This is a genomic window from Promicromonospora sp. NPDC090134 (assembly GCF_044746965.1).
GTDB lineage: Bacteria > Actinomycetota > Actinomycetes > Actinomycetales > Cellulomonadaceae > Promicromonospora.
Genome location: NZ_JBIVCZ010000002.1, coordinates 402,829 through 421,013, shown reverse-complemented (window position 1 = coordinate 421,013; position 18,185 = coordinate 402,829). Strand labels below are relative to the sequence as shown.

The following is an 18,185-nucleotide window of genomic DNA, read 5'->3' as shown; positions in this document are numbered from 1 at the left end:
CGGACGGTATCCGCAGCCACTGACACGACCGGACCCCGAGAGGATTCCGTGGCAACGTTCCCGCACCACAGCCTTTGCGCGTGACTCGAACGGTGCTGTTGTCTCGAGATCTCACTGACCACGGCGTGGGTGGCTGCTCTGCGAGGGCGCGCCATGGTGTGGTGCCACGGCGCGCAGGTCCACCCGTGCACGTTCCACGCTTGGGTCGGGGCCGATGGCGCTCCGGTCGACGAACCCGTGACCACCTCTTCTTTTCTGCGCACCATGACGATCCCTGCCCGGACTCGAAGGAGCCACCCATGACCGCCGCTGTTGCCGATGCCGTCGCCGCTGTCGACTACGACCACTTCGTCACCGAGCTGGATGGTTCCACGCTCCCTCAGTCCTCCAGCATCGCGTCGATCCAGAGGATGCTCGAAGACCTCGACGTCCGGCCCGGACACCGCGTGCTGGAGATCGGCACAGGCTCCGGCTACACGGCCGGGCTGCTCGCCAACCTTGTCGGCCCAAGCGGACTGGTGAGGTCGGTCGAGGTGTTCGCCGACCTGGTACCGCGGGCGCAGGCTCGCCTGGAAGCGGCCGGCGTCACGACCGTGACGGTGAGCAACCGTGATGGTTACGCGGGTGATCCGGTCGGAGCGCCTTACGACCGTGTCGTGGCCTGGGCGACCCCGCACGTGATCCCGTCGTCCTGGATCGACCAGATTGCGCGGGACGCCGTCATCGTGGCGCCGGCCAAGGTCGCGGAGCTCGCGACTGCGCACGCGATCGTTGCCATCACAGTGACCGACGGGCGTCCCAGGATCGTTGCGGTGCGGTCCGGTGGGTACATCGAGATGCACCCCGAACCTGTCACCGTCTTCGGGCTGCCGCTCCGCTACGTCGCGGCATCCCACGCTCCCGACGATGCCGAACCGTGGTGGATCAGTAGCCTGGCCCCACGCGAGGTCCCCGGGGCGCTCGGCTTGGTGCTGGACTGGCTCAGGTCCGCGCCTGATGTGTCGGACACGCCGCTCGAGGCGGCGGAGGAACTCGACGACTTCAGGGCTTGGCTGTACGCCACTGTCCCGGCCGAACTGGCTACCGCCGGGCTCTCAGATCGCTTCACCAGCATCGGTGCGGCCAACGAGGACGGCGCCGCCTTTCTCACGGACAGCGAACTGGTCACCTCGGATGACGCCGATGCGGCACGCACTCTCACTGGATGGATCGAAGAGTGGCGGGAAGCGGGACGGCCGGGCTGGTCTGACATCCCAGGGGCACTCGTGCCGGGAGTTGAGGGCTGGGAAGTCCGGTTGACACTGCAGCTTGCTCACGGAGGCTGACCTGTCTGAGGTGCATCGACGGAGAACGAGAGAAGCGACGAGCGGGGCACGGAGGTCGTGCTTGGTCCTTGGGCGGCACCCGCGTTCGCCGAGGACCTGTACTCAGCCGTCGCCGTCCTCGACACGAAGTGGCGTCCGCCGCAGCCAGTACCACCCGATGACAACGCACACGAGGCCGTTGAGCACCCCGACGACGACGTCGCTCGGATAGTGCATCCCCCGGTACAGCCGGGAGTAGACGACGAGCAGGGGCAGCACGAGCAGCACGACGGTCACACACACCCGCAGCCACGTGTGCCCGATCCGCTGGGCCATCAGCGCAAGCGAGACGTAGAGCGCTATCGAGGCGCCGGAGTGGCCGCTCGGGAAGCTCGACGTCGGTGGTGCCGGGTCGAGCTGTTCCACCTCGGGGCGTTCGGCGCTCACGACGAGCGCCGCCAGCATGAAGACCCCCGCCTGGATGGCCACCGCGATCGCCGGGACCACCGCGTACCACCATTGCCCGGTTCGCCACCAGACGACGCCGGACACGACGAGGCAGATCCCGATGATCGTCTCGGTGGTCCCCATCGCACTCCACACCTCGGTGAGGGTGTCGAGGGTCGCCGTACGCTGCTCGACGAACCATTCGCTGACCGCGGTCTCCCGGTCCTTGAACCCCACCAGCGGGCCGGCGAGCAGGAGGCCGAGCCCGACGACGACCACCCACCACACGGCTGCCGGGACCCCGACTCGCAGGCCCAGATCGCGCCGTACCTCGTGCCCTCTCGGTGTCGACGTGTCGTCCGCCCACCGATCGAGGTCGAGCATCAGGACGCCGTACCCGGCTCGGGGCGCGGCGTCGGCCAGTGCCGGTAGGCGAGGTACGACGCCAGCACGAAACCGACCCCGAAGAGGATGCCGGCCACCACGTCGGAGGGGTAGTGGACGCCGAGCATGACCCGGTCGACCGCCGTGGCGACCGTGAGCACCGCCGCCCCCGCCACCGCAGCAACCCGCAGGGCCCGCGATCTGAGCGACGGCCACACGAGCACGACCAGCGCCGTGGTCATCGCCGCCGTGTTCGCGGCGTGCCCCGACGGGAACGAGAAGCCGTCCGCGCTCTCCACGGGCTGGTCCAGCACGGGTCGGGTGCGTCGCACGAGCTCCTTCAGCAGATTGGACAGCCCCCAGGCCGCAAGGATCGTCGACAGCGCCCACCAGGTGCGCGTGGCGTTGCCGGTGCGCCACCAGTAGACGAGGCAGAGTGCGGCGACAGGCACAAGCAGGTGCGCCGCGAGGAAGACCCACTGCCAGACGACGAGCGTGCGCAGCAGCTCAGGGTGCGACGCGGCGAGCGCTGTCCCCGCGGTCACGGCGCGCTCGTCGAGCTGGACGAGCGGCGGCCACTGCTCGCGCACCAGAAGGGCGATGGCGACGACGGCGACGCCGGTCGCGACTCCAGTCAGCACAGCGCGTACGAGGCGGCGCGCGCGACTCGCGGTCCCTCGCGCTGCTCCGGCGGCCTGCGGATCGCGCCCGGGACTGCGGTGCAGTGCGGGCCTCATGCCGACACGCTGCCACAGGGCGCCGCCACTGGCTCGTCGTGACTCGCCTCGCGACCTGGTAATCGTGCGACGTGAGACCGACGAGGCTGACAGACTGCGGCCGTGGAGACGCCGGCATCGTGACAGACCCTGACGAGGGCGTGACCGCCACCGGCGATATTCGCACCGGCGCGCACCGCGACCGTGTGCCGTCGATCTTCGAACCGATCCTGTCGGCTGCGGTAGCAGCAGTAGGCGACGCCGACGCGACGCTCTACGTCTACGGGTCCGTCGCCAACGGGACCGCCCGCCCGGGTGTTTCAGACGTCGACCTTCTCTGCGTGAACTACCCACACGCAGCCGAGCTGAGCGCGTACCTCACCGACCGATTTCCCCTGGTGTGCCGGGGCGTTGAGGTTGCCGGAATGACGTCGAGCGACCTCCAGGGCGATACCGACGAGGCGTACGGCAACAAGGTCTTCCTGCGCCACTACTGCGTCCACCTGACGGGAACAGACGTGTCCGCCGGTTTACCTGACTTTCGCGCTGACGCTCGGGCGGCCCGGGGCTTCAACGGCGACGTCGGCCGGCATTGGCGCAGGTGGCAGGACCAGCTGACGACGCCCGGCGTGGACATCGAGACGCTCGGCAGGCGCGTGGCGCGCAAGACCCTTCTCGCCGTCGCTGGAATGGTCAGCGTGCACGACAATATCTGGACCACCGATCGCCTTCGGGCTGCCCAGCGCTGGAGCGAGATCGAGCCCGCGCTGGGTCCGGAGCTCGCGCAGTTGTGGTCCTGGGTGGAGGGCGCGCAGATACCCACCCGCGACGCTGTGGCAAGCGTGTTGGCTGATGACGGCCTCATCGCCGCCGTCGTCAGGCAGTTCGACGCGGTCGCCGGGCTCTGGACCAGCTCTCACACGTAGACGCCGATTCGTGCTGCCCGCCGACCGACGTGTGGCTGACCCCCTGCCGGTCGGCTCTCCGGGCTACCAGAATCGACCCCGGAGGTGTGCTGGAGGTGACCATCGTGCGGGTGCTGGCAGTTGACGATCAGGCGGCGTTCCTGCACGCCATGACCTCGGTGGTCGGGGAGACCCCCGGGTTCGAGGTCGTGGGCTCGGCGTCGTCCGGAGAGGAGTCTCTGGTCGCCGCCGCAGGGCTGCTCCCGGACCTCGTGCTGATGGTCGTGAACGTCACTGATCCAAGCATTTGTGGACGGCGCCACCGAGAGGGCACCTCTGACGGTCGGTGTCCTGCTCATGATGTGTTTCGGCTTTGCCGTCGTAGGCATCGGCCTCCTGATGTACCCGGTCCTGAAGACCGTCAACCAGCGGCTGGCCATCTGGTATCCGGTGCTCAGAATGACGGAGTTTGCTGCCGATCTGGTTGATCGCAAAAGGATTCAGCTCCCCGCCGCCCGCAAAGGAATTCACGTCACCGGCGATGGTGACAACGAGCTGACCAACCCGCGACAGCCCATGGGTCGCCCCTCGGTGTGGCGCCCGCCCCGGAACTCCGGCGGGTGCCTGCTCGCGGGAGTTCCAGGGGGAGCGGCCCGGTCGGGCCAACGTCTACGGGTTGCAGGTGGGCCGACGTTCCTACGAGGAGTAGTCGCCCTCGTCGTACTGGTCGAGAGACAGCAGCTGGCGAATCGAGTCCGCAGCGGCCTGATCGTCATGTTCCAGCGCGGCCAGCACAGCGGTGACCATGTCCTCGGGCGTCGCCGCGGCGGTAGCCGCCTCCCACGACGGAACCGCCCGCTCACCCGCGTCGGCCAGGCTCAGGGCGTGCGGTTCGACCTTGGCCGGCCACCGCGCTCCGCGCAGCGCCTTGACCTCCGAGCGCAGCGCTGTCAAGGTCGCCGTGGCTTGCTCCCGCTGCACGTCGACGGGTTGCCCCGTGTTGATCGCCGCCTCCAGCGCCTCGAGCGCCTCGTTGTACGGCCGGACGATCTCCAGGTACCGGACGGCGGCCTCCTCGGCACCGAGGCGCGCCGGCTCCGACGGCGGCGCGGAGGCCGGCGCGGCCGCCGGCGCGGACGTCCGAGGTGTCGGCGCGGCCGGTTCTGGCGCGCCGTCCGCGACGCCTGCGCATCCGCTCGCGAGCAGCAGAACCAGCGACGTGATGATCAGGCGGCGCATCATGCTCCATCGACAAAGGGGCAGGTAGGACACCGAAACTTAGCGCATGTCGGCGTCACGGCGACCCGGTCCGGGGCCGGTTCGCGCGTGGAGCGACGTCCATGGCCGATCCGCCCTGGAAGGCGAGCGTGAGGTCTACGGTCTCGCCTGGGCTGACGGGGTCCTCGACGTTCATGAACATGATGTGGCCGCCGCCCGGCTCGTGCCTTATGGTGCCGCCGCGGGCGATGACGAAGCGGCCCTCCTGGGGCGACATCACCATCAGCCGTCGCCGTCGGGCCGGGTGACGTGCAGCCCCGCAGTCCATCGAGCATTCTCGGTGCCCAAGTTGCCGTGAAGACTCCTCCGTTGGGCTCGTATTCATGGCTGACGAGCGAGTGGCTACGGCGGCATTCTGGTGTGGTAACCGTCTCCGCGGCCTCATGCCTAACCGGTCAGCTATGCAGCCCGGAGCGGTGCGCGTGGTGCACGGGTTTGAAGAGATTCCGGACTATTCGATTGTCGCGGACAGCGGAAGGTCACCCTCCGACGAATAGTGCCCATCGCCGCGCGCCAGCGACGCCGGGGCGGAGGCGGTTGCCGCTACCAGCAGCGCTGCGTACCACTCGTTCAAGCCCAGGACCTGTGCTTTCGCACTCTGAGCGGGCGACGGGAATCGAACCCGCGTAATTAGTTTGGAAGCCTTGCCGGGTGGCGATCGAATGATGCGGGTCAAACGGCCGAAAACGGCCGCTGACCTGGTCTTATTGTAATGCTGGAGTGGGTCCGTGTGGGGTCGGGACTGGCCCTTATTGGCCCTAACTAGGGCCAGGTTGGCGGAAGTTAGGGCCAATAAGGGCCGGCCCAGATGCCTCCGTCAACGGCGGCTGGCAGAGGAGCACGGTCGAAGGCTCGCCCTGCGGGTCAAAGGTTCGTCATGGCGAACCGGGACGCGCTGTTCGGCGAAGGGGACCTGGGATGCGTGTCGCCTCGGTGACCCGTCAGTCGTAGTCCCAGGGAAGCGTGTCACTGGCGGTAATAGTGGTCGAGCTGGGCTGGGGCACTAGCAAGGATGCGTCGGTCGACCGCGTGGACGAGGGTTCTCAGTCCCATGCGGGCCAGCGTGGCAGGCGGCGAACAGTTCGCTCGAGGAGGTCGCGATCGGCGCGCGGGCTGCCGCAGGCATGCCCAACGGGGTGTGGGTGCAGGCCTCGCACGCCCGTTTCTGGAGAGCGCCCGGAGTGCGCCGGGATCATTTCAGCGGGTCGTATCCGGCATGTGTCGGGTCAGAAAGGCGAACGTCTAGGTACAGCGGTCTGTTAAGCCCTTATGGCATTCCAGAAACGCCGCCAGATTCTAGGACTATCTCGTCCTCGGTAAACCACCCGCGACGAATCGCAGCAGTTCTTGCAGCCTGGGGATCGGAGGTGTAGAGCACGACTGCCAGCGAATCTCTAGCGCGACTGCAGACAACATAGAACAGGCGCAGGGTCCGTTCGCTGGCCGTCTCGCGTCCGGCGGCGGCGTTTTCTTGGTCGGTCTTGGACTCAGGGGTCGTCCCGAATAGCTTCCCGTAGCGGAATAGAAATCCCCCGGCTGCCTTGTCGTCGAGCACTACCATTACGCGCGGGAACTCCAGACCTTTCACGCCTTGATGCGTGTCGAACGGAGCTCTCCCCAGGATGTACTCATAGAAGCGCTCAAATTGTCTCAGGTCGACGCCGACCGCGAGTCGCCACGATTCCAGCGCGCTGTCTCGATCGATCTCGTCCTCGACACCGGAGGAGGTGGGCCCCGAATGGTCGATGATGTACGCGAGCACGTCCGGCAGGGCAAGAAGCTTAGACCGGTGTACGGCAGTCAGCGGCGACAGGAGTGGCTCACCATCAAAAACCGCTGCGTCGCGCACGGCGGTGACTGCACGGCGCACGGCAGCGACAAGCCGGGCTCGTGTTTCCGGGTTGCGCGCGTCTGTCTCGGCGGCAAGCAGGGGCGAGTGCGAGCGAAGGATTCTCTCGGTTTTCAGATTATCCCGGCCTGCGATGGCTCGTACGAGTGGCAAGAATTGTGTTCCGAGAAAGTTTACAATTGCGGACCCGCCTTGGTCGCGCCCGAAGATCTCCTGACGTAGTCGCGTGTTGTCCTTAAAGGCCTGAAGGAATTCGGCGAACCCATGTCTTGCGGCGGCTAATGAGTGCTCGAGAATTAGCGTCTTGACCGATGTTGCCGACGACCAATCGGAATCGTCTGCTGACAAAGCCATGTGGGTTCGTGCTTGCGTTTCGAACTCGGCCCTGTCTTCAGATTCTTCGTCTGCAATGAACAGACGCACAACCCCGGTGTTTGCCGAGTGAGCTGTCTGAGTTCGGCCGTCACCGTCTGCGCGGATACTGTTGACGAGTTGGACGATCCGTTGGGTGGAGCGAAAGTTGACTTCAAGCGCCGGTCGTTTCCACTCAGGTCCGATCGCCTCTTCGAGGCGCTCCTTTCCGTCCGCATAGATCCGTTGCATTGTGTCGCCGAATAGTCCGACGCAGAAGCGGGTCGAATGTGCGATCTGAACCGCAAGAATAGCATCCATAAAAACCTTGTTCGTGTCCTGGACCTCGTCGATGAACAGGAACGGGAATCGGCCGATCAATAGTTCCTGAAGGACGGGCTTCTCTGAGAGAAGATGCGCAGCAGCCTGCAGTACTTCGGCGTGCGCTAGGCCGTGCGCAGTTGGTGAAGTTTGTAAAGGGCTGTATCTGAATTGACGTACCTCGGCAAGCGTTTCCAGCCGCAACGTCTTCCGCTCGATGTTGTGGAGGCGCCGCTCGCTTACTCGAGTGCCGCTTCGTCCGCTCGCCTCGGCGTCTGCCAGGTCGGCAAGGTCTCGCTGGAGACGCGTTCGCAACCAGGTTGCGATGTCCTTGGTGAATGGTCGGATTAGTTCCCAAGAGAATGAGTGAATGGTCGACACTTGTACCAGCGGATCACGGCCGAGGCGGACCTGGATCTCCTCGGCGGCGGCATTGGTGTAGGTGATAACGCAAAACTGTGATCCTCTCGCACGCAGTGCTGGTCCACACCTGTTCGCCGCGTCCCCGAGGACCGACACCAGTTGTGCAGTCTTGCCGGCGCCGGCGCCGGCGTAGAGGAAGAAGGATTGCGGGGCTTTGAGGCTAACCGAACTGCTGATTTCGTCGAGTGCGTTAGTCAGGGTCATGCCTGGCCCGTCGCCGCTGCGCCAGTGCCCGAGACGTCGGCGCTCGGTAGCAGTGGTAGCTTGCTTACTTCTGACTCGAGCCACCGTAGACCCTCAGCGATATAACCGGGGACCACAACGGCTTTTTCGTCTTCGATGGATAGGAGCATTTCGAGGGCAAACTTAGCTTTGTCGCCCTTCTGGATACTTTCGTAGAGGGCTTTAGCAACCGTAGACAGATCACCCGCCTCGGCGGCGGCCTTGGCTGTCGCGGAGAACTTCCCGAATAGGCCAGTGCCGGTGGTACTGGCGAAGAGCTCTAGGTTTTCGATGACAACGGCGTCCTCAAATGTGCTGGGTAGCATCTCCACTGGCTCGGTGCCCTTGAGGTGGGCGTCGACTGCTATCTGGTAGGCGAACCGGACGCCAACGCGAGTTGGTCCACGCGAGACTTTTCTCTCTCCAGCCAGGCTCAGCAGGTCGTCGACCGAGGCCGAAGCCTCCAGCCAGTTTTTCAAGGCGTCACTGCCGGTCGTCTGACCAGAACCACGCTGGGGACGGGCCTTCTTGCCGTCCTCGTCAGTCGCATCGATGTCCGTAATGACAAGAGTTGGGATCGCGAGCTCCACCAGAAGCCCCTTGAGCCGGTGTGCGTGAGCTCCGCCGATTTCAAGGTACTCGACAAAGCACTGTGCGATCTTGGGATGCGCGTTGGTGACGAAGGACGGCAGCAAGATTCGCTCGGCAGCGCCCTCCAGAAGGATCGCCGCGTCGGCGAAGAATAGGTTGCAGTGGTTGACTTTAAGGTAGCGTTTCACGAATCGCGCTGTCTCGTCGTCGCTGCCGAATACGCGTGCCAAGCTCTTTACGACCGTGGTGGGGACCGGCTTGTCTTCGACAGGCATGCCGCGACAGAAATAGCGAATTCGATCGAATTCGAGCTCATGGGCGATGTGGCTCGAATGCGTGCTGACCACGAGTTGGTTTGTCAGGTCGGCGTAGCGGTCCTCTGCCGGGCGAGTGGTCAGAGTGGAGTATGCCTGGTTGATGAAAACCTGTTGCACCTGGGCATGAAGGTGCGCCTCCGGTTCCTCCACAAGTACCAGGTGAATCGGAACCAGTACGGCCGAGTCGTTGGCTGCTATTCCCGACTTGCCGAGCCGAAGCCTCCGGTCCCGGAAGCTCATTAGGCGAAAGATCATCAGAACCAGGTTTTGATAGCCGAGTCCGTTGAGGCCTTCGGATAGTTCGAATAGGGCTGCATCCTGATCATCGCTCGGGGTTCCGACGCGGTAACGCAGCACGGACTCATGTACAAGCCCGTCAGTCAGGCGCATGTTGGTCTTTATGAGTGGCTCGGGATTCGCCGTGCCCGGGTAGCCCATGCGAGCCACCTCTGCCAGTGGCGGGCGGAATACTTCCTGCAGACGCTCGTCGAAGATCTTCGACGCATCTTGGGTGGCACGAATCGCTTCGAGATCGTGAGGGGTCGGGTGCTTCGCGAAGTCCAAATGTTCCTTGTAGTAGGAAGCAATGCTGCTCGAAAGTGTCACAGCAGATTCGTCGTTCTGAAGCCCGCGCTGTGCATCGATGACGTCGACATGGATCAGCTTGTTGAGGACCGACCGTGCGATTGGCTCGCTGTCCTCGCTGAGGCGTTGAGGTTGCGCAGCGGACGGCTCAGGCAGAGGCACGAGTGGTCCACCCACCGAGTTGCCGGCGAAGTTGATCTTGCCCGCCACCTGATGCGGGTCCAGCCTGTACGCGCTGACGCCAAAGTACGTCCCGATATTGGCTTCGAGAAACTCGACCAAGTTCATCGGCCTCAGGCGAGGTCTCTTCGACTCCTCAGCCTCCGCGCTGCGCGTGAGCTCCACGGCCTCGCGAGCTTTCAAGTAGTTCTTCACGAGGTGTGGGATGTTGTTGGGTTCAAGTCGGAGCCTCACGCCGACGCCGCCACAGTACTCGTCAAGGAGTGGCAGGAGTTCAGGGGCTCGGTACAGCTCGTGCTCGGCGGCTTCGATCCAGATGTCGAGTTGTGGAAGAAAACTCGACCACTCGGCTATCGTCTGGAACTCGTCACCTGGTTGCGGCGGTGGTGTTTTCCCTGGAGTGGTGGGCGTGGCCGCCGCTTCCCAGCGTTCGCCGATTTCGCGGATGCGCGAGAGGTGAAAGAGGGTGAAGTCGGACAGTTTGAATGAGTCTTTCCCCAGAAACTGCTTGACGGCGTCCATGGCACTGGTTTTGCCACTGTTGTTAGCGCCGACCAGCAGGGTGGTCTGGTCGGACAGGTCGATACGGACGGACTCCAACTTGCGAAAGTTGGCGATCTCTAGGCATTTCACCTGCATACGAGCGCTCCCCCCTAGCGAATCTTGGTGGACGGTCGCAAGTCGCGCATCGTCAACTATGGTGTTCTGTTGTTACTAAACCAGCGTCAGACGCTCACAAGGCAGCGAGCTGGGACACGCGTACGACTCTCCTCGTGAGCGGTGTGGCTGCCCTGTCGCTGCCGGCGCCTATGGGATCCCAGGCTATGCACGGTCAACGCACTTCATTGGTGCAAGTGCGGGTGAACCTGCGGGTGATCGCCGGGAACCGCTTGCGGAGCGCAACAGGGGCGGTGCGAGGCCAGGACCTCGTAGAACGGCCGATGGATGAGACGCGCACCGATCCCATCCGGCACTCGGTGTCACGATGCGCGCCATCGAGTCGGCGGCCCTGGAAGCTTGGCTGCCTCACTCTCGCGGGGATGGCAGTGGCCGCCGTGCGCAGCGGCACCGGAGACGGAGACAGGGACGGCCCGGCTGGTTCGAACTATCCCTGAGCGACCGGTAGCCGCTTCCCGCAGATTCGCGGCCGGGTCCGCCCCTGTTCTGCACCCGTTTGCGGCATCTCTCGTCCGCAGGCCCGCCGCCCCGAACGAGCACTCCAAGCCGGTCGGGTCGTAGCCCTTGGGTCCGGCTGCCACCAGTCCACACTCTGACGGCAGCGGGCCGGCGGCCGCCGACGCGGCCTGACGCCGACAGTCACCGGAAGTGCGTTGGAGTCAGTAAAAGGGCAGACCCACCGCCGTCAGAGCACGGAGCGTTCAACCGTCAGAGCGCGGTTCACCCGATACCGCCGAACGGTCTTGTGGTCGATGACGAATAGCGGATCTTCAGCACCATGCTTATCGTGCCGTTGGTATCGAGTTAGGCGGGATTTCGTCTCGCCGACTGTCTCAAACCAGATGGGGTCTCCAAAGAACAGCACGATGTTCGTCCCGCCTTCGCGAACGCGTGATGGATACGCTATGCCGTCAAGTCGTGGGGATGTCCACCAGCGGAACGCTTCGGTCAAGATTTGCGACGCCACGTAGTCCACCGGGTGATTCCCGTCCAAGATGACGGGGCGTGTAATCCGATCTCTGTAGAACCCTAGGGAGTTCAGGCGATTATCACCTTCCTCGATGGTGTCATCGAAGACACTCCGAGGTGGCGGCACCAGTGTCAGGTCGAGAATATGCAAGGTCCGCTGGAGGATAAACGTCCCCACCACTGCCTCGTCGTAAGGGCTGTGCGACGCCACCTCGGCACATGCTGTCTCTACGTCTTGAGCGACATACAGCATGGGCACACCTTGAGCGTTCATACGCCCAGCACTCACTCGTTCTGCGGGCGCAGGTCCAAGCGTGCCGGCAGGTGATTCGCGTGCATCTCGTTCCAGCTTGCGAGCATCGCGCTCGATGCGAGCGCGATGCAGTTCCGTGCCTCTGCCAATAGCGCGAACCAGCCCGGCCCGCTTCTCGGCAAACACCAGCAGAGAGCGCACGAATTCGTGGTTCCTCTCCGGTGCTGTCTCAGGCTGCGCGCCAGCTGCGGGCGAGAGCAGCCGCGACTCGTGCTTGATGCTCTGTTCGAAGTCATCCCACTCGAACTCGACACCTGCATTGTGGTCCATGTCGAACGGCTCGAACCAGTCCAACTCCTCATGAATGAGTCCCCCCATCAGACCGGCCACGGGGTCGAGCACGGCGGGTTCGATAGCGTCGGCGAGCAGGCGCTCTACGATCTCCTCTGTGTCCATGGGGGACTGGAGCTGTTCCCCCTCGATCCTGAACCCGTCGTGGTCGTATGTGCGTTCAGCAAAGTCGTAGACGACCTGCGCCAGGTGCTCCAAGTTGATCACCTGTCCGCTCGCCGTCACACAGATCGTGCAGGCGCCGCTTGTCGCGAACTGCTCGACACGGCGCAGAAGGTGCCGGTCTGTGATGTGTCTGAGGCACATTGTGTCGTCAGTCTGTCCAATCGGATCGAACTCCATGCGCCGATCGTGCCATGGGGCTTTGGCAGACAGACACCAAGAGTCCGCCTATCCCGTCGGGGAGGAGGTTCTTGGCACGCCCGCGGCCCAGGGGGACACACACTCGCATCTCCTTGGTGCCAGGCGGCAGGACACCGCCTGCTAGCAGTGCGTCGGCGGACTGGCAGACGACGATGCACACCACGCGACGACCGACACGGCGTCGCGAATGCGCGACCACGGCAGGCGAGCGATCGCCGGACAGTGGGTCCCGCGGACCGCCCCGACGAGGGCCACACACCTAGTGCACAACGCTGTGAGCGGTCCAGAAATCAGCCCCGAGCTGAGCCGTTCCAGCCCTGGCCTGGGAGGGGGTGGGGGACATGATGACGGTCCATGTGCTGAGCGCGGGTAGCGGGTACACGTACCTGACGCAGCAGGTCGCGTCGGGGGACGTGCCGCGCGGTCGCGGGGTGTCGTTGACGGAGTACTACATGCAGCACGGGAACCCGCCTGGCCGGTGGGTCGGCACCGGGGTGGAGCAGCTCGGGGTCTCGGGCCGGGTGCTGGAGGGGCAGATGAAGTCGTTGTTCGGGCAGGGCCGCCACCCTGATGCGGGCCGGCTGGAGCTCGAGGCCTTGGCCCGCGGTGCCTCGACGAAGGACGCGGCCCGCGCGGGTGCGTTGGGCCGGGCGTTCCCGGTCTTCGAGAGCGCGGAGGATGACGGGTATCGGGCTGGGTTGGAGGCCGTGTTCGCTCGGTTTGCTCGTGAGAACGATCGTCCGCCGGAGCCGGGTGTCGAGCGGGACCGGCTCCGCTGGGAGGTGGGCCGTGCCCTGGCGACACGGAAAGGCGGAGCCGAGGGTGGTGGTCCGTTGAGCGATGACGAGGTGGCGCGGTGGTTGGCTGAGCGGGGCGGGCAGCCGCGGCGTGCGGTGGCGGGGTATGACCTGGTGTTCACCCCGTCCAAGAGCGTCAGCGTGCTGTGGGGTCTGGGTGACCCGGCCACGCGGGAGGCGATCACGAGAGCGCACACCGATGCGTGGCAGGACACGCTGGCGTGGATCGAGTCCGAGGCCGCGCTCACCCGCGGCGGTGCGAGTGGTGTGCGGCAGATCGATACCCATGGTCTGACGGCGGTCGCGTTCGACCATCTCGACTCCCGCACGGGCGACCCGAACCTGCATACCCATGTCGCCGTAGCGACGAAGGTCCTCGGCGTGGACGGTGGGTGGCGGGCCCTGGACGGGCGGGTGCTGCTGGGGCTGAAGGTCGCGGCCTCTGAGCGGTACAACACGCGGATCGAGCAGCTGTTGGTCGAGCGGCTCGGGGTCGTGTTCCATACCGAGTCCCGGGGCTGGGGCAAGCAGGGTGTGCGGGAGGTCGTCGGTGTCCCGAAGGTGTTGCGGGATGCGTTCTCGCGGCGGCGGGCCGCGATCGTGGAGTCGTACGAGAGTCTGCGGGCCGCGTACCGGGCCACGCATGGGCATGAGCCGGCGACGGAGGCCGCGTTCGGGCTGACGCAGCAGGCCAACCTGGACACCCGGCCGGGCAAGGGGGTACCGGTCGGGCTGCGTGACCGGCTGCCGCAGTGGGCGGTCGTCGCCGCGAGCGTCCTGGGTGGCCGGGCGGCGGTGACCGGCATGCTCACCACGGCTCTGCGACCCGAGCTTGAGGAGGGCCGGGTCGTGGTGGACGAGCCGGGTGACCTGTGGGCCGCTGTCGCGCAGGACCTGGCCGGGCGCGGGATCGCCCGCTGGGCAGCCCAAGACGTCACGGACGCCGTCCGCCGGCTCGCGACCGTATGGCCCCACGCCCAGGTCTTCCGACCGCTGCGGTGGACGAGCCCCGCACGACGCCAGACCGTGCTCGCGGAACTGGCCGGACAGGTGCTGGCCCAGGGGGACCTGGTCGACGCCTGCCTGACGAACGTCGCGGGCAAGCGCTCGACCTGGACGACATACCACCTGCAGGCCGAGGCGACCCGCCTGGCCCGGGAGTACGCCCCCACCGGGACGGATCTGCTCGCGTTGGCTGCGACGATCTCCGGGTACGCGGTGGCCGCGAGCTTGCAGGTCACACCGCCGGACGTGAACGAGCCGCCGGACGTGATGCGCCGCAAGGACGGCGAGAGCGTCTACTTCGTGCACGGCTCCACCAAGTACACCTCGCTGGCGGTCCTGGAAGCCGAAGACCAGCTCCTGGCCGCCGCCCGCACCCCTGGTGGCCTGGTCATCGACCCAGGCACGGTGGAGGACGCGGTCGAACGGGTCCGGGTCGACCGGGGTCGGGTCCTGAACGCCGGGCAGCGGGACCTGGTCGCGCACTTCGCGGCCAGCACCGTGCTCGCAGCGGGAATCGGCCCGGCCGGTACCGGAAAGACCACCGCCATGTGCGCCTTCGCGGACGCGGTCCAGGACTCCGGCGGCAAACTGATCGCCCTGGCACCGTCGGCCGCCGCCGCCGAGGTCCTCGGCGCGGACCTCGGCAACGGGACCACGGCAGACACCCTCGACATGTTCCTCCTGGCCAACCATGGAGCCGGCGGGCAACGTCTCCGGGAACGCCTGACGGTGGAGCCCGGCACAGTGGTGCTGGTCGACGAGGCCAGCCTTGCCGGAACCCTCGCCCTGGCCGACGTCCTGACCATCACCCAGGCCGCTGGCGGAAGCGTCCGGTTGCTCGGGGACCCGGCCCAGCTCAGCGCCGTCGCCGCCGGTGGTGCCCTGCGGCTGATCACCCAGCAGGCCGGGGCGGTCGAGCTGACGCACATCCACCGCTTCCGCACCCCCGGCGAAGCCGACGCGTCCCTGCAGGTCCGCGAGGGTGACCACCGGGGCTTGGACTTCTACATCACCGGCCGCCGTACCCAGGGAGGGTCGGCGGCGGCGATGGCGGAGGAGATGTTCGCGAACTGGATCACCGACTCCGATACGGGCCGCAAGACGATCATGATCGCCGCGACCAACACCCTCGTCACCGAACTCTCGGCCAGGGCACGCCTGCACCGGGTGAACCGCGGGGAGGTCGAGGACGACGGCGTGGTCCTGCACGACGAGAACCGCGCCGGGGTCGGGGACGTGATCGTGACCCGGCTGAACAACCGTCACCTGCACGCCGAGGACGACGACGGGCACATCGACTGGGCCCGCGGCTGGGTCAAGAACGGTGACCTGTGGCGCGTGACCGCCCGCGACACGGACGGTGCGCTGCAAGCCCGACACCTGGACACCGGGGCCACGGTCACCCTTCCCGCGGACTACGTCACCGCGCATGTCGAGCTCGGGTACGCCGCGACCATCCACCGGGTTCAGGGCATGACCGTCGTCACCAGTCACGCGATGGTCGGCGTCGGCATGACCCGCAACGAGCTCTACACAGCGATCACGAGGGGCGCTGACTTCAACCGGGTCTACGTGGAGACCGATGACGTCCTCGACCTCGACCCCCACCGCCAACCCGACCGGGAGCGCGCGGTCCTGAACGCGCTCAAGGGTGTCCTGGACCGGGACGGCGAAGAGATGTCCGCGTCGAGGGTGATCGAGGACGAGTGGGATCACGCGCACTCCCTGGCTCGCCTGGTCCCCGAGTACGAGGACGCCTACCTCACGTTCCTCGAGCCCGACCGCATCGGCCGCCTCGCCCAGGCTGTCCGGTCGGCGCTGCCCGAGCGGATGGCAGACCGTGTGCTCGCGGACGAGGTCTGGCCGGTGCTGGCCAAACGGCTGTCCATGCACGAGGCCGCCGGCACCGACCCGGAGACCGTGGTCCGTCGCGCGGCCGGGACGGGGTTCGGGGACGCGAAGTCGATCGCGAAGGTCCTGTACTACCGCATCGGCCTACCCCGCACCCGCGACCACGCTGAGAGGGGACTGCCCGCCTGGATCACGACCGCACCCGATACCACCGACAAGCTCCTCTGGGACACCAGCACGCCCACCACCCTGGCCACGGACGGCGCGAACACAGACGGCGCCCCGGTTGGTGCGACGGTCGTGCACGTGACCGGGCAACCGGGCGAGCCGCGGGCCGACGGCGACGTCGTGGCCGGCCCCGCTCCGGGGGGTGCGGATCGCGAGACGACCACCGCCGACCAGGGGCCGGTGCTGGTTGATGCGGGGGAGCGGGACCTGGTGGTCGAGATCACCGGGCGCGCGTGGACCTGGTGGACCCGGCAGAAAGCCACCCAGTCCTGGGCGACCCGGTACATGACCAGTCGGGGTCTGGTCGACGCGGAGTGGGGTGCCGCTCCTGCGTCGTGGACCGGCCTGATCGATCACCTGCAGTCTTTGGGGTACACGGCCGACCAGCTTGTCACCGCCGGGGTCGCCACGCGTACCCGGGGCGGGCGGGTCATCGACAAATTCCGGAACCGGATCCTGTTTCCCTACCGCGACGAGACCGGGACCGTCGTCGGAGTCACTGGACGCATCAACCCCGCCGAGACAAAGACCGGCGATGGGCGTGCCCCGAAGTACCTGAACACCCCTGAGACGGCGGCCTATCGCAAGGGGGAGCTCGTCTACGGCCTCGACCCCGATGCCATCACGCGGCTCGCTGCGGGAGCGCGCCCGGTCCTGGTCGAGGGGCCGACCGACCACGCCGCACTCAACGTGGCCGCCGCCCGCCTCGCGGAACAGACAGGTGTCGAGATCGTGCCGGCCGCCGCGGGCGGTACCGGCATCACCGCGCAGCACCTGCAAGCCATACGGGACGCCTCCGGTAGGAACCTGACCGACCTGATCGTCGCCCTGGACCCCGACAACGCGGGCCGGACCGCGGCGGCCCGGGCCTGGTCCATGCTCACCCCCAAGGAAGCCGCACACGCCCGGGCCCTTGACCTGGCGACCGATCCGGCTCAGACCGCGACCGAGGAGCCCGAGAAGCTCGCCGCGGCGCTGGCCGAGACGATTCCGCTGACGTGGTTCGCGATGGAACCCAACCTGCAGACCATCGCGAGCCTGGACCACCCCGAACGGCAGATCTCGCAGCTGCGCGCCCTGGCCGACCACCTCTACGGCCGGGTCGCGCTCGACCAGTGGTGGGCCCTGATCGAACATGTCGCCCAGGCCGTCGGCCATACGCCTGGCGCCGAGACGGATCGGCAGCTGAGCGTCAGCTCGGTGCGCGAGGTCATGACCGACCACCTCGCGGACCTCATCACCAACCAAGCCCAGACCGACACAGGCACTGGCATCGATGGCACAGCCGAGGCCCCCGTCAGCGCGCAGACGGGGCGTGAGCGACCTGCGGCGGACCCGCTGGTGCAGGCGTGGCTTGCCCGACATGCCGACCTGATCGCCACCCGCCTGGACGCTCTGGTCGAGGACGCGATGACGAACCCACAGCTGTGGATGGAGACCATCACCCCGCCGCCCCCAGACGGTCATGCGCGCGGGCCATGGCGGGCCGCGATGCGGCAGGTGGTGGGCTACCGCGACCGCTATCAGGTCACCGACGCGGTTACCCCGCTCGGGCCGCGGGCGCCAGAAGGGGAGCGCGGCGAGGCCTACGCTGCCGCTGCACGAGCCCTCGAAGCCATCACGACCAGCCAAGAATCGACCCGGCAACTACGCCGCCCGGGACCGCGACTGATGGACCGGGTCCCGGTGGCTCTGGCCGACGCGCGAGCCCGCGCCGCCCAGATGCGGCATAACGCGGACGAGCGAGCACAACGCGACGCCGCCGACCGAGCATCTCAGCAGAACACGAGCTGGGGCTGGTAGGAACTTCCACAGCG

At 66.5% G+C, this 18,185-nt stretch carries 10 protein-coding genes and 2 pseudogenes; 5 read left to right on the top strand and 7 right to left on the bottom strand.

What is annotated here, in order from left to right:
* Positions 1-102: 102 nt before the first annotated feature.
* Together ACIPN7_RS08195 and ACIPN7_RS08190 are read left to right on the top strand one after the other, a co-directional pair.
* Positions 103-303: pseudogene (locus ACIPN7_RS08195) on the top strand (lasso peptide biosynthesis B2 protein); the annotation flags it as partial.
* A complete protein-coding gene (locus ACIPN7_RS08190) occupies positions 300-1,325 on the top strand; it encodes a protein-L-isoaspartate O-methyltransferase (protein ID WP_400539888.1) in 1,026 nt (341 codons plus the stop codon). The pseudogene ACIPN7_RS08195 and the gene ACIPN7_RS08190, both read left to right, overlap by 4 nt.
* 102 nt (positions 1,326-1,427) lie before the next feature.
* Here the strand turns inward: ACIPN7_RS08190 and ACIPN7_RS08185 are convergent, their stop codons facing one another.
* Together ACIPN7_RS08185 and ACIPN7_RS08180 are read right to left on the bottom strand one after the other, a co-directional pair.
* The gene (locus ACIPN7_RS08185) at positions 1,428-2,135 is read right to left on the bottom strand and encodes a phosphatase PAP2 family protein (protein ID WP_400539886.1); all 708 of its coding nucleotides are present in this window, start codon (positions 2,133-2,135) and stop codon (positions 1,428-1,430) included.
* On the bottom strand, positions 2,135-2,776 hold the full coding sequence (locus tag ACIPN7_RS08180; RefSeq protein WP_400539884.1) for a phosphatase PAP2 family protein: 642 nt from the start codon (positions 2,774-2,776) through the stop codon (positions 2,135-2,137). Before ACIPN7_RS08180 ends, ACIPN7_RS08185 begins: the two co-directional genes overlap by 1 nt.
* Positions 2,777-3,012: 236 nt before the next feature.
* Here ACIPN7_RS08180 and ACIPN7_RS08175 point away from each other — a divergent pair, with 236 nt between their 5' ends.
* Both ACIPN7_RS08175 and ACIPN7_RS08170 read left to right on the top strand, forming a co-directional pair.
* Positions 3,013-3,777, top strand: coding sequence for a nucleotidyltransferase domain-containing protein (locus tag ACIPN7_RS08175; protein ID WP_400539882.1), 765 nt, complete (start codon positions 3,013-3,015; stop codon positions 3,775-3,777).
* Between the two features lie 336 nt (positions 3,778-4,113).
* Positions 4,114-4,182, top strand: a pseudogene (locus tag ACIPN7_RS08170) (hypothetical protein); the annotation flags it as partial.
* 270 nt (positions 4,183-4,452) lie between these two features.
* Here the strand turns inward: ACIPN7_RS08170 and ACIPN7_RS08165 are convergent.
* The 5 genes from ACIPN7_RS08165 to ACIPN7_RS08145 all read right to left on the bottom strand — a co-directional run bounded on the left by ACIPN7_RS08165 (position 4,453) and on the right by ACIPN7_RS08145 (position 12,466).
* Complete coding sequence (locus tag ACIPN7_RS08165) at positions 4,453-4,995, bottom strand: hypothetical protein (RefSeq protein ID WP_400540444.1); 543 nt, start codon at positions 4,993-4,995, stop codon at positions 4,453-4,455.
* A gap of 55 nt (positions 4,996-5,050) precedes the next feature.
* Positions 5,051-5,257 (bottom strand): copper chaperone PCu(A)C, encoded by a 207-nt coding sequence (locus ACIPN7_RS08160; RefSeq protein WP_400539880.1) that lies wholly within the window; start codon positions 5,255-5,257, stop codon positions 5,051-5,053.
* Between the two features lie 1,044 nt (positions 5,258-6,301).
* Positions 6,302-8,182, bottom strand: a complete 1,881-nt coding sequence (locus ACIPN7_RS08155) for a UvrD-helicase domain-containing protein (protein WP_400539878.1) — start codon at positions 8,180-8,182, stop codon at positions 6,302-6,304.
* Positions 8,179-10,512 carry an AAA family ATPase gene (locus tag ACIPN7_RS08150; RefSeq protein WP_400539876.1) on the bottom strand — a complete coding sequence of 778 codons (2,334 nt, stop codon included), beginning with the start codon at positions 10,510-10,512 and terminating at the stop codon, positions 8,179-8,181. Before ACIPN7_RS08150 ends, ACIPN7_RS08155 begins: the two co-directional genes overlap by 4 nt.
* A 724-nt stretch (positions 10,513-11,236) precedes the next feature.
* Complete coding sequence (locus ACIPN7_RS08145; protein ID WP_400539874.1) at positions 11,237-12,466, bottom strand: RES domain-containing protein; 1,230 nt, start codon at positions 12,464-12,466, stop codon at positions 11,237-11,239.
* Between the two features lie 362 nt (positions 12,467-12,828).
* Here ACIPN7_RS08145 and mobF point away from each other — a divergent pair, with 362 nt between their 5' ends.
* The gene (gene mobF, locus ACIPN7_RS08140) at positions 12,829-18,171 is read left to right on the top strand and encodes a MobF family relaxase (RefSeq protein WP_400539872.1); all 5,343 of its coding nucleotides are present in this window, start codon (positions 12,829-12,831) and stop codon (positions 18,169-18,171) included.
* Positions 18,172-18,185: the final 14 nt, after the last annotated feature.

What these genes read in the sequence shown, in the direction of transcription:
- ACIPN7_RS08190 (WP_400539888.1), top strand. Translation starts at nt 300, where the DNA reads ATGACCGCCGCTGTTGCCGATGCCGTCGCCGCTGTCGACTACGACCAC.
- ACIPN7_RS08185 (WP_400539886.1), bottom strand. Translation starts at nt 2,135, where the DNA reads ATGCTCGACCTCGATCGGTGGGCGGACGACACGTCGACACCGAGAGGG.
- ACIPN7_RS08165 (WP_400540444.1), bottom strand. Translation starts at nt 4,995, where the DNA reads ATGCGCCGCCTGATCATCACGTCGCTGGTTCTGCTGCTCGCGAGCGGA.
- ACIPN7_RS08160 (WP_400539880.1), bottom strand. Translation starts at nt 5,257, where the DNA reads ATGGTGATGTCGCCCCAGGAGGGCCGCTTCGTCATCGCCCGCGGCGGC.
- ACIPN7_RS08155 (WP_400539878.1), bottom strand. Translation starts at nt 8,182, where the DNA reads ATGACCCTGACTAACGCACTCGACGAAATCAGCAGTTCGGTTAGCCTC.
- ACIPN7_RS08150 (WP_400539876.1), bottom strand. Translation starts at nt 10,512, where the DNA reads ATGCAGGTGAAATGCCTAGAGATCGCCAACTTTCGCAAGTTGGAGTCC.
- ACIPN7_RS08145 (WP_400539874.1), bottom strand. Translation starts at nt 12,466, where the DNA reads ATGGAGTTCGATCCGATTGGACAGACTGACGACACAATGTGCCTCAGA.
- mobF (WP_400539872.1), top strand. Translation starts at nt 12,829, where the DNA reads ATGATGACGGTCCATGTGCTGAGCGCGGGTAGCGGGTACACGTACCTG.